At 64.8% G+C, this 11,955-nt stretch carries 9 protein-coding genes; 7 read left to right on the plus strand and 2 right to left on the minus strand.

The window, feature by feature from the left end; all coding sequences use genetic code 11:
* Positions 1–40: 40 nt before the first annotated feature.
* From AWB68_RS07045 to aroG, 3 genes are all read left to right on the plus strand, one after another.
* Positions 41–874, plus strand: coding sequence for a carbon-nitrogen hydrolase family protein (locus tag AWB68_RS07045; RefSeq protein WP_087643626.1), 834 nt, complete (start codon positions 41–43; stop codon positions 872–874).
* Between the two features lie 125 nt (positions 875–999).
* Positions 1,000–2,352, plus strand: coding sequence for a metallopeptidase TldD-related protein (locus tag AWB68_RS07050; protein ID WP_087643627.1), 1,353 nt, complete (start codon positions 1,000–1,002; stop codon positions 2,350–2,352).
* Between the two features lie 373 nt (positions 2,353–2,725).
* Positions 2,726–3,799: a 3-deoxy-7-phosphoheptulonate synthase AroG gene (aroG, locus tag AWB68_RS07055; protein ID WP_087643628.1), complete on the plus strand. Its 1,074-nt coding sequence runs from the start codon at positions 2,726–2,728 to the stop codon at positions 3,797–3,799.
* A gap of 70 nt (positions 3,800–3,869) precedes the next feature.
* Here aroG and hmpA read toward each other — a convergent pair whose 3' ends face one another.
* Positions 3,870–5,072, minus strand: a complete 1,203-nt coding sequence (hmpA, locus tag AWB68_RS07060; protein WP_087643629.1) for an NO-inducible flavohemoprotein — start codon at positions 5,070–5,072, stop codon at positions 3,870–3,872.
* Positions 5,073–5,194: 122 nt separating this feature from the next.
* Positions 5,195–5,746, minus strand: a complete 552-nt coding sequence (locus AWB68_RS07065; protein ID WP_087643630.1) for a cob(I)yrinic acid a,c-diamide adenosyltransferase — start codon at positions 5,744–5,746, stop codon at positions 5,195–5,197.
* Positions 5,747–5,966: 220 nt separating this feature from the next.
* Here AWB68_RS07065 and AWB68_RS07070 point away from each other — a divergent pair, with 220 nt between their 5' ends.
* From AWB68_RS07070 to glcF, 4 genes are all read left to right on the plus strand, one after another.
* Complete coding sequence (locus AWB68_RS07070; protein ID WP_087643631.1) at positions 5,967–7,382, plus strand: FAD-binding oxidoreductase; 1,416 nt, start codon at positions 5,967–5,969, stop codon at positions 7,380–7,382.
* 117 nt (positions 7,383–7,499) lie between these two features.
* On the plus strand, positions 7,500–8,993 hold the full coding sequence (locus AWB68_RS07075; RefSeq protein ID WP_087643632.1) for an FAD-linked oxidase C-terminal domain-containing protein: 1,494 nt from the start codon (positions 7,500–7,502) through the stop codon (positions 8,991–8,993).
* A 99-nt stretch (positions 8,994–9,092) separates the two neighbouring features.
* Positions 9,093–10,181 (plus strand): glycolate oxidase subunit GlcE, encoded by a 1,089-nt coding sequence (gene glcE / locus AWB68_RS07080; RefSeq protein WP_087643633.1) that lies wholly within the window; start codon positions 9,093–9,095, stop codon positions 10,179–10,181.
* Positions 10,182–10,200: 19 nt separating this feature from the next.
* On the plus strand, positions 10,201–11,427 hold the full coding sequence (gene glcF / locus AWB68_RS07085) for a glycolate oxidase subunit GlcF (protein ID WP_087643634.1): 1,227 nt from the start codon (positions 10,201–10,203) through the stop codon (positions 11,425–11,427).
* The last annotated feature ends 528 nt before the right edge of the window (positions 11,428–11,955 follow it).

Here is an 11,955-nt window from a genome sequence, read left to right on the forward strand (position 1 = left end):
CCGCTATCGACACATTCGGACGCATTCACCGCAGGCAGACATGAGCGAAAGATCAAGCGAAACCCCCGCCGCGCCGTTCAGGGTCGCGGCGCTGCAGATGGTCAGCACGCCGGATCGCGAGCGCAATCTCGCCGAGGCAGGCCGGCTGATCGCCGAAGCCGCGCGCGCTGGCGCCCAACTGGTGCTGCTGCCCGAATACTTCTGCTTCATGGGCTTCAAGGACACCGACAAGCTCGCCATCCGCGAAACGCCCGGGCACGGGCCGATCCAGCAGTTTCTCGCCGATGCCGCGCGTGAACATCGCGTGTGGGTGATCGGCGGCACGCTGCCGCTGGAGTCGCCGGAACCGTCACGCGTGCTGAATACCACGCTCGTCTTCGATCCGTCCGGCAGCCAGGTGGCGCGCTACGACAAGATCCATCTGTTCAATTTCGAAAAGGGCGAAGAGTCGTTCGACGAGGCGCGCACCATTTGCCCCGGCGGCGAGGTCCGCACCTTCGATGCGCCGTGCGGGCGCGTCGGGCTGTCGGTCTGCTACGACCTGCGGTTTCCCGAGCTGTACCGGATGATGGGCGACTGCGCGCTGATCGTCGTTCCTTCCGCGTTTACCTACACAACGGGCAAGGCGCACTGGGAAACGCTGCTCAAGGCGCGCGCCGTCGAAAACCAGTGCTACGTGCTCGCCGCGGCGCAAGGCGGCAAGCACGAGAACGGCCGCCGCACCTGGGGCCATAGCATCCTGATCGATCCGTGGGGCGAAATCATCGGCGTGCGCGAAGAAGGCGCGGGCGTCGTGGCCGGCGAGATCGATCCCGCGCGCATCGCGTCTGTGCGGCAGAGCCTCCCGGCTTATCGCCATCGCGTGCTAGGCTGAACCTCACGCGAACCATCCGACAAAATATCCCGAGCTTGAAAGCGCGCTTTTTCTCCCGCAGATGGCTCCCCAGACACCGACGTTAGAATAACCACACACGTCATCGATAAAGCCACAGGCACCGCATGAACATCATCGAACCCGGCATCCGCAATCTCATCACCGCGAAGGACGTCCTGCTCACGCCCTATGGGCTCGACGAGGCGCTCATCACGCGCACGCTCGCCGAGATCTTCACGCACAAGGTTGACTACGCCGACCTCTACTTCCAGGCCACCCGCAGCGAGGCGTGGAGCCTCGAAGAGGGCATCGTCAAATCGGGCAGCTTCAGCATCGACCAGGGCGTCGGCGTGCGCGCCGTGTCGGGTGAGCGCACGGCGTTCGCCTATTCCGACGACCTCTCGCCCGAGTCGATCCGCCAGGCGGCCATCGCCACGCGCGCCATCGCGAAAGCCGGCGGCGGCAAGCACAAGATCAAGTCGGCCAGTTCGCTCACGGGCGTCTCCGGCCGCGACCTGTATCTGCCCGCCGATCCGCTCCATTCGCTCGATGCCACCGCCAAGGTGAAACTGCTCGAACGCGTCGAGAAGATGGCGCGCGGCCGCGATCCGCGCATCTCCCAGGTCATGGCCGGCCTCGCCGGCGAGTACGACGTCGTGCTCGTCGCGCGCAGCGACGGCGCGCTCGCCGCCGACGTGCGGCCGCTCGTGCGCGACGATGCGGTGCACGCCGCGCTGGTGAACCTCGAAGCGCGCCCGGCTCCGGCGGGCGCGATGACCGTCGTGCTCGGGCCGGGCTGGCCGGGCGTGCTGCTGCACGAGGCGATCGGCCACGGGCTGGAAGGCGACTTCAACCGCAAGGGATCATCGGCGTTCGCGGGGAGGATCGGCGAACGCGTGGCCGCGAAGGGCGTGACGGTGGTGGACGACGGCACGCTGCCGAATCGCCGCGGCTCGCTCAATATCGACGACGAAGGCAATCCGACGCAGTGCACGACGCTGATCCAGGACGGCGTTCTGAAGGGCTACATCCAGGATTCGCTGAACGCGCGCCTGATGAAGATGCCGGTGACGGGCAACGCGCGCCGCGAGTCCTACGCCGCCCTGCCGATGCCGCGCATGACCAACACCTACATGCTGAACGGCGACAAGGATCCGGGCGAAATCCTCGCCTCGGTGAAGAACGGCCTGTATGCGGTGAACTTCGGCGGCGGCCAGGTCGACATTACCAACGGCAAGTTCGTGTTCTCGGCGTCCGAGGCCTACATGATCGAGAACGGCAAGATCAGCTACCCGGTCAAAGGCGCGACGCTGATCGGCAGCGGGCCGGAATCGCTGAAATTCGTGACGATGATCGGCAACGACATGGCGCTGGACAGCGGTGTCGGCGTGTGCGGCAAGGAAGGCCAGAGCGTGCCGGTGGGCGTCGGGCAACCGACGCTGCGCATCGAAAAGATGACGGTTGGCGGCACGGTCTGATTCGGCGTGGATCATGCGGGAATGCCGCATGATCCACGCTCGTTTCCTGCGGTTTTTGCAGTCGACGTGCGGAATCTCCGCGTTTTTATCAGTCCCGACTTGTCAGTCGCGCATGTTTGAGGTTATAAAGGCAATCACCTGATTTTCACGAACCACCCGAAACCACTCCGAACCCGCCGCCATGTCCGCCAAGTTTTATTTTTATTTTTTCTGGCATCTCAAGCCGCTGGCGGATCGAGAGGGGTGAGTCGTAGGTACGCAGAACCCGAAATTCCCGAAAAACCGCCAGCCGAGTCTGGCGGTTTTTTTTCGCCTCCCCGTCTGGCAAAAGTACACAACAACGCACGCGACAGCGCGTTCCTGGAGAACCGAAATGCCCCCGCATAACACCGATGACGTCCGTATCCGCGAATTGAAAGAACTGACCCCGCCCGCCCATTTGATCCGCGAGTTCGCCCTCGGCGAACCCGTGTCGGAACTGATCTATACCGCCCGCCAGTCGATGCACCGCATCCTGCACGGGATGGACGACCGGCTGATCGTCATCATCGGGCCGTGCTCGATCCACGATCCCAAGGCCGCGATGGAATATGCCGGCCGGCTGATCGAGCAACGCAAGCGCTTTGCCGGCGAACTCGAAATCGTGATGCGCGTGTACTTCGAGAAACCGCGCACGACGGTCGGCTGGAAGGGGCTCATCAACGATCCGTACATGGACAACAGCTTCAAGATCAACGACGGCCTGCGCGCCGCCCGCGAACTGCTGCTCAACATCAACGAAATGGGCCTGCCCGCCGGCACCGAATACCTCGACATGATCAGCCCGCAGTACATCGCCGACCTGATCTCGTGGGGCGCGATCGGCGCGCGCACGACCGAGTCGCAGGTGCATCGCGAACTGGCTTCGGGGCTGTCGTGCCCGGTCGGCTTCAAGAACGGCACGGACGGCAACGTGAAGATCGCCGTCGACGCGATCAAGGCTGCGTCGCAACCGCACCATTTCCTGTCGGTGACGAAGGGCGGCCATTCGGCGATCGTGTCCACGGCCGGCAACGAGGACTGCCACATCATCCTGCGCGGCGGCAAGGCGCCGAACTACGACGCCGACAGCGTGAACGCCGCGTGCAGTGACATCGGCAAGGCAGGGCTCGCCGCGCGCCTGATGATCGATGCGAGCCATGCGAACAGTTCGAAGAAGCATGAGAACCAGATTCCGGTCTGCGAGGACATCGGACGGCAGATCGCGGGCGGGGATGAACGGATCGTCGGCGTGATGGTGGAATCGCATCTCGTCGCCGGGCGGCAGGATTTGAAGGAGGGCTGCGAGCTGACCTACGGGCAGAGCATCACCGATGCGTGCATCGGCTGGGAGGAAAGCGTGAAGGTGCTGGAAGGACTGGCGGAGAACGTCAAGCAGCGGCGCGTGGCGCGCGGCGGCGGGAACTGATTGGGCGTTTCACGCGTGCGAGGACTGAAAAAGGGCTGCGAAATTCGCAGCCCTTTTTTACTTGCTCGAATCAGCCGAGCGTGCCCGAGCCGAAGATCTCGGTATGAATCCGCTCGGGAGGAATGCCCGCCGCATGCAACGCGGCGACCTGAGCGCTCATGAATCGGACCGGGCCGCAGACGTAGTAGTCGGCATCCGGCAATAGCGCACTGCCGACGAACTGCGCCCAGTCCATGCGTCCGAGGAAATCGAAGTCCGTGCCCTGCAAGTCAGCGGCACGAGCGGTTTCGTAAAACACGGCGCGCGACACGTTCGGATGCGTCGCGACCACCTCGTTCAGCCAATGTCTGAACGCATGCACGCCGCCGTGACGGCACGCGTGCGCGAACACGACCCGCCGCGCGCTCCCTTTGCCGACGAGCGACGCCAGCATCGCCACCATCGGCGTGATCCCGACCCCGCCGCTCATCAGGACGACAGGCGTCGTCTTCGAGCGATCGAGCGAAAACTCGCCCATCGGCGCGCTCACCTCGACGATCGAACCGACCTCGACGCCGTCATGCAGCCCATTCGAGATATGTCCGGCCGGCAAATCGGCGGGACGCTCGCGCTTGACCGAGATGCGCAGCCACTGGCCGTTCGGGGCATCGGACAGCGAGTACTGGCGCGGCTGATCGACACCGATTTCCTTCACGAACCGCTTCACGCTGATGTACTGGCCGGGCGCGAAATCGCAGACCTTGCCGCCATCGGACGGCTTCAGATAAAACGACGTGATCTCCTCGCTCTCCATTTCCTTGCGCATCACGACGAACGGCCGGAAGCCGCTCCACGCGGCGCCGTCATAGAGCGCCTGTTCCGCGCCGATCAGGATGCCGGCGAGTTGTCCGTAGGCGGCGGCCCAGGCGTCGAGCGTCGGTTGATCGATGGCATCGCCGAGCACTTCCGAGATCGACGCGAGCAGGTTCTCGCCGACGATCGGGTAGTGCTCGGCGCGGATGTTCAGGCTCGCGTGCTTGTGCGCGATATGGGTGACGGCGCCGCCGAGCGCGCCGAGATTGTCGATGTTCGCCGCATACGCATAGACGGCGCGCGCCAGCGCCTCGGACTGTCCGCCGCTTTGCTGATGCGCCTGGTTGAACAGGTTCTTCAACTCGGGATGATGGGCGAACATCCGCTTGTAGAAATGCGTCGTGATGGTCGTGCCGAGTTCGGCAAGGACGGGCGCCGTGGCTTTAACGCGGGCGATCTGGTCGGCGGTCAATGCAGTCATTCGTTCTTCTCCTTAAAAGATGCGGTGATGCTACATCTTTTAAGCGAACACAGAACGAGGGGTTTTGTCGCAGTTTGTGGATGGTGTGCTTGCGTTATGGATGGATGCTGAAGCGCGCCGCCCTACTTCCGCCGCTCGTGATCCCACAACACATCGCTGCCGCCATCCACGCGGTTCAATACGCGCGCGAGCACGAACAGCAAGTCCGACAGCCGGTTCACATACTGCCGGGGCGCAGCGTTGACCTTGTCCGCCCGCCCGAGCGCCACGATCGAGCGCTCGGCGCGCCGGCATACCGTGCGCGCGACATGCGCGAGCGCCGCCGCACGCGACCCGCCCGGCAGGATGAACTCCTTGAGCGGCGGCAGCGTCTCGTTGTAGTCGGCGAGCCACGCATCGAGTTGCGCCAGGTGGCGCGTCTCGATCATCGAATGCCCCGGGATGCACAGCTCGCCGCCGAGATCGAACAAGTCGTGCTGGATGTCGACGAGCAAGTCGCGCACGTTCCCCGGAAGCGGCTCGCACAACAGCACGCCGATCTGCGAGTTGAGTTCGTCGACATCGCCGATCGCAGCGATCCGCGCGTCGTCCTTCTGCACGCGGCTGCCGTCGCCGAGGCCGGTCGTGCCGTCGTCGCCGGTGCGCGTTGCTATTTTGCTCAGCCGATTGCCCATCGTTTCTCCCCGGTTGCCGTGGTCGCGCGGTGCATGCGCGGTCCATTATAGGTGCCTCGCGCGCACCGGCGATCAGGGGTCTATCGGCGTAAAATGTACTGGAAATGTCCTTTATGCGCGCCGTGCCGCTAGCGCCGCCGCGGCCGAACCCGATCAATCAGCAAACCAACAAGCAACAGGGCCGCCAGGCAAGGGCGCGCCCGATGTCCCGGAGACAACCGTGAATCATCCCGTTCCGCCACTGGCTGTTCGCCGTCCGTTCCCCGCCGCCCTGTTCGATGCGCTCAAGTCTGCGTTCGGCGATCGCGCGACCAGCGCGCAGGCCGTGCTCGCTCATCATGGCCGCGACGAATCCCCGTTCGACCCGCAATTGCCCGACGCCGTCGTCTTCGCGCGCAGCACGGAGGAAGTGCAGACGATCGTCAGGCTCTGCGGCGAGCATGATGTGCCGATGATTCCCTACGGCAACGGTTCGTCGCTGGAAGGCCACCTGCTCGCGGTGCAAGGCGGTGTATCGATCGATCTCTCCGAAATGAACCAGGTGCTCGCGATCAACGCCGAGGACCTGACCGTCACCGTCCAGCCGGGCATCTCGCGCAAGCAGTTGAACGAGGCGCTGCGCGACACCGGCCTCTTCTTTCCGATCGACCCGGGCGCGGACGCCAGCATCGGCGGCATGACGGCGACGCGCGCCTCGGGCACCAACGCCGTGCGCTACGGCACGATGCGCGAGAACGTGCTCGCGCTCACCGTCGTGCTCGCCGACGGCCGCGTCATCAAGACCGGCACGCGGGCGCGCAAGTCGTCGGCGGGCTACGACCTGACGCGCTTGTTCGTCGGCTCGGAAGGCACGCTCGGCGTCATCACCGAAATCACCGTGCGGCTCTATCCGCAACCGGAAGCGGTATCGGCGGCGGTGTGCGCGTTTCCGTCGATGGGCGATGCGGTGCGCGCCGTGATCGAGACGATCCAGATGGGCGTGCCGGTCGCGCGGGTCGAATTCCTCGACGCGCTCGCCGTGCGCGCGATCAACCGTCACTCGAACCTGACCTTCCGCGAATCGCCGATGCTGTTCTTCGAATTCCACGGCTCGGAGGCGAGCGTCGCGGAACAGGCGGGCATCGTGCAGGAGATCGTCGCGCAGAATTCGGGCGCCGATTTCGAATGGGCGACGCGCCCTGAAGACCGCAGCCGTCTCTGGAACGCGCGCCACGCCGCCTACTTCGCGATGCTTCAATTGAAGCCCGGCTGCCGCGCCGTGACGACCGACGTCTGCGTGCCGATCTCGCGGCTCGCGGAATGCGTGGTCGAGACCGAGCAGGACCTGATCGCGTCGACGCTGCCCTGCCCGATCGTCGGCCACGTGGGCGACGGCAATTTCCACGTCGCGATGCTGCTCGATCCGGCGAAGCCCGAAGAACTGGAAGAAGCGGAACGCATCAATCACCGGATCGTGCAGCGCGCGCTGCGCATGGGCGGCACGTGCACGGGCGAACACGGCGTCGGGCTGCACAAGATCGGCTTTATGATCGAAGAACACGGGGAGGACGCGATCGGCGTGATGCGCGCAATCAAGCATTCGCTCGACCCGAAGAATCTGATGAATCCGGGCAAGATCTTTTCCTTTGCGGCCTGATGCGGGCGCGATCCGGCCATCTCACGTAGAGCCGGACCGACGCTTGGGCCGCAAGCGCGCAAGACAGGTCGACAGCAGTCTTTCAGACAATTCAAGAACCTAGCGCCTGGAGGAGAAATGAACGCACCCACCGAGTTCACGCCTGAAGTGCTGGAACAGCGCCAGCGCGAGGTCGTGCAGGCGCTGATGGCCGTGCTGCCGACGCATTGCCTGCTGTTTCGCGACGAAGACACCGCGCCGTACGAATGCGACGGTCTCGCTGCCTACCGACGCCTGCCGCTCGCGGTCGCGTTGCCGGAAACGGAGGCGCAGGTTCAGCGCGTCGTGCAGATCTGCCTGCGGCTCGACGTGCCGATCGTCCCGCGCGGCGCGGGCACCGGCCTTTCGGGCGGCGCGATGCCGATCCGGCATGGCATCGTGCTGTCGCTCGCGCGTTTCCGGAAGATCGTCGAGGTCGATCCGTACGCGCGCACCGCGACCGTCCAGCCGGGCGTGCGCAATCTCGCGATCTCCGAAGCCGCCGCGCCCTACGGCCTTTACTACGCGCCCGATCCGTCGTCGCAGATTGCGTGCACGATCGGCGGGAATGTCTCCGAGAACTCCGGCGGCGTCCATTGCCTGAAGTACGGCCTCACGGTGCACAACGTCCTGCGCGTGCGCGCCGTGACGATGGAAGGCGATGTCGTCGAGTTCGGCTCGCTCGCGCCCGACGCGCCCGGGCTCGACCTGCTCGCGGTGCTGATCGGCAGCGAAGGCATGTTCGCGATCGTCACCGAGATTACCGTCAAGCTGATCCCGAAGCCGCAGACGGCGCAAGTCATCATGGCGAGTTTCGACGACGTGGTGAAAGGCGGCAACGCGGTCGCCGCGATCATCGCGGCGGGCATCATCCCGGCCGGCCTCGAAATGATGGACAAGCCCGCCACGCGGGCCGTCGAAGAATTCGTGCACGCGGGCTACGACCTCGACGCCGCCGCGATCCTGCTCTGCGAATCGGACGGCACGTACGACGAAGTCGCCGAGGAAATCGTGCGCATGACGGCCGTGCTCCGCGAAAACGGCGCAAGCCGCATCCAGATTTCGCGTTCGGAGGCCGAGCGGCTCAAGTTCTGGTCGGGGCGCAAGAACGCGTTCCCGGCGGCGGGCCGCATGTCGCCGGATTACTACTGCATGGACGGCACCGTGCCGCGCCGCGCGATCGGGCCGCTGCTCGCGCGAATCGAGGAGATGGAAAAGAAATACGCGCTGCGCTGTATCAACGTGTTCCACGCCGGCGACGGCAACATGCATCCGCTGATCCTCTTCAACGGCAACGATCTCGACGAATGGCACCGTGCGGAGGCGTTCGGCTGCGACATCCTGGAAACCTGCGTCGAACTGGGCGGCACGGTGACGGGCGAGCATGGCGTCGGCATCGAGAAGATCAATTCGATGTGCGTGCAGTTTTCGCCGGAAGAGCGCGACGCGTTCCATGCGGTCAAGCGCGCCTTCGACCCGCCGGGGCTCCTGAATCCCGACAAGGGCATCCCGACGCGCGCGCGCTGCGCCGAGTACGGCAAGATGCACATTCGCGGCGGACTGCTGCCGCATCCGGAGATTCCGCGCTTTTGATTTCTGATCCACACGGCCGGGGTTATCCACGTTCACCCGAGTAGTGCGGCATGAACCGGCCGGTACAATCGATCGACAAGCCAAAAGAAGCAGGACACCATGGAACACGACGATATCGTCGCCGGCTGGTCGGAACGGATTCGCCGCGCCACCGAGACCAGTACGCCGCTCCGCATTCGCGGCGGCGGCACCAAGGACTGGTACGGGCAGAAGCTGCAGGGCGAGCTTCTCGATACGCGTGCGCATCGCGGGATCATCGAGTACGACCCGGCCGAGCTCGTCATCACGGTGAAGGCGGGCACGCCGCTCGCGCAAGTCGAAGCGGCGCTGCGTGAACGCGACCAGATGCTGCCATTCGAGCCGCCGCACTTCGGGCGCGACGCGACCATCGGCGGCTGCATCGCGGCGGGCATCGCCGGCCCGCGCCGCGCGTGGACCGGCGCGCCGCGCGACTTCGTGCTCGGCGCGGTCGTGATGAACGGCCAGGGCCAGGTGCTGCACTTCGGCGGGCAGGTGGTGAAGAACGTCGCGGGCTACGATGTCTCGCGCCTGCTTGCCGGCTCGCTCGGCACGCTCGGGCTGATCCTCGAACTGTCGATCAAGGTGCTGCCGCGACCGGTCGCCGAAGCCACGCTCAAGTTCGACATGCACGCCACCGACGGCGTGCGCAAGCTCAACGAATGGGGCGGCCATCCGCTGCCGATCACCGGCAGCGCGTGGCGCGACGGCACCCTCGCGCTGCGGCTCGCGGGCGCGGAAGCCGCCGTGAAGTCGGCGCGCACGACGCTCGGCGGCGAAGTCGTCGATGCCGTCGAAGCCGACCGCTTCTGGATCGGCCTGCGCGAACAAACCGATCCGTTTTTCGCGGTGATCGAGCCGAAGGCGGCGCTCTGGCGCCTCGCGTTGCCGTCGATTGCCGAGCCGCTGCACTTGCCCGGCGCGCAACTGATGGAATGGGGCGGCGCGCAGCGTTGGTGGATCACCGACACCGACCCGCAAACCGTGCGCATCAGCGCGAAGCAGGCCGGCGGCCACGCGACCATCTTCCGTTCGGGCGCCGCCTACGATCGCAACGCGGGCGTCTTCACGCCGCTGCCGGCGCCCCTGATGAAGATTCATCGCGGATTGAAAGCCGCCTTCGATCCCGCGCGCATCTTCAACCGCGGCCGACTCTATCCCGATTTCTGAGCCCAGGCGAACCCACGCGATGCAAACCAATCTCGCCGATTTCATCCGCGGCACGCCCGATGGCGACGAAGCCGATGCCATCCTGCGAAAGTGCGTGCACTGCGGTTTCTGCACGGCGACCTGCCCGACCTATCAAATCCTCGGCGACGAACTCGACGGCCCGCGGGGACGCATCTACCTGATGAAGCAGATGCTCGAAGGCGCGCCGGTCACGCGCAGCACGCAACTGCATCTCGACCGCTGCCTCACCTGCCGCAATTGCGAAAGCACCTGCCCGTCGGGCGTGCAATACGGGCGGCTCGTCGAGATCGGGCGCAAGGTGGTCGAGGAGAAGGTGGAGCGGCCGCTCAGGCAACGCATCGAGCGCAAGCTGCTCGCGGGCTTCCTCACGAACAGCACGCTCTTCACGCCCGCGATGAAACTCGGCCAGCACTTCCGTCCGCTTCTGTCGAGGAAGCTGCGCGCGAAGATCCCGCTGTCGGAACGGCCGCTCGCCGCGCCCACGCGCAAGCACGAGCGCAAGATGCTGATGCTGTCGGGTTGCGTGCAGCCGGCGATGATGCCGAACGTCAACACGGCGACGGCGCGCGTCTTCGATGCGCTTGGCATCGAGATCGTGACGGCGCCCGATGCGGGCTGCTGCGGCGCGATCCGCCTGCATCTGGGCTACAACGACGACGCGCTCGATGACGTGCGCAACAACATCGACGCGTGGTGGCCTTATGTCGAGAATGGCGTCGAGGCGATCGTGATGAACGCGTCGGGTTGCGGCGCGACGGTGAAGGAATACGCGCACCTCTTGCGCCGCGATCCGGCTTACGCGGAGAAGGCGCAACGCATTGTCGATCTGACGCGCGATCTCGCGGAAATCCTGCCGCAGTATGAGGAAGAACTGGTCACGCTCGCGCGGCGGCGTGGCGTGCACACCGTCGCGTTTCATCCGCCGTGCACGCTGCAGCACGGGCAGCAGATTCGCGGACAGGTCGAGCAGTTGCTGACGGCGCTCGGCATCGAAGTGCGCCTGCCTGCCGACAGTCATCTCTGTTGTGGGTCGGCTGGGACGTATTCGGTGCTGCAGCCGAAGCTGTCCTACACGCTGCGCGACCAGAAGCTCGACAAGCTCGAAAAGCTGGAAGCGCAGTTGATCGTGTCGGCGAATGTCGGGTGCATTGCGCATTTGCAGAGCGGCACGTCGACGCCGGTCACGCACTGGATTCAGTTGCTTGAGCATTTGCTGTATGGGTAGAGGCGCTGGCGCTAGGGGTTGGTTACACCGTTTGATGTTTTTACGCTTCTATGGAACTTGTTTTCTTTGTGGTTTATTTGCTCTGCCCCTGTCCGGGGCGGGACTCACTTTCTTTGCTGCTGCAAAGAAAGTAAGCAAAGAAAGCAGCTTTCCAACGCCAATTCTTGCCATGCCCCGCTAGACCGCTCCCTCGGAGTGGTCCAACCGGGGGAGTGTCGTTAGCGGGGTTTCATCGTTGTTGGCATGTAGAAGCGGCGCGCGCGTCGCACCGCTATACGGAGTGGATCAGCAGTCATTCATCCGTCCCGGCACTTCGTGCCCGACGACAGATCTGCCAAGCAAGGGAAATCTAAGCATGCAGCAAACACGAACGTAGCCATGGAGCGATGGGTTTCGGCGATGGGTTTCGGGTTTCCGGTTTGCCTGACGGGTGAGCGCGTAGCGCGAGGCTGGATGAATGACTGCTGATCCACTCCCTGTCGCGGTGCGACGTGCGCGCCTTTTCTACATGCCAACAACGGGGAAACC

Source organism: Caballeronia choica (assembly GCF_001544535.1).
Lineage (GTDB): Bacteria > Pseudomonadota > Gammaproteobacteria > Burkholderiales > Burkholderiaceae > Caballeronia > Caballeronia choica.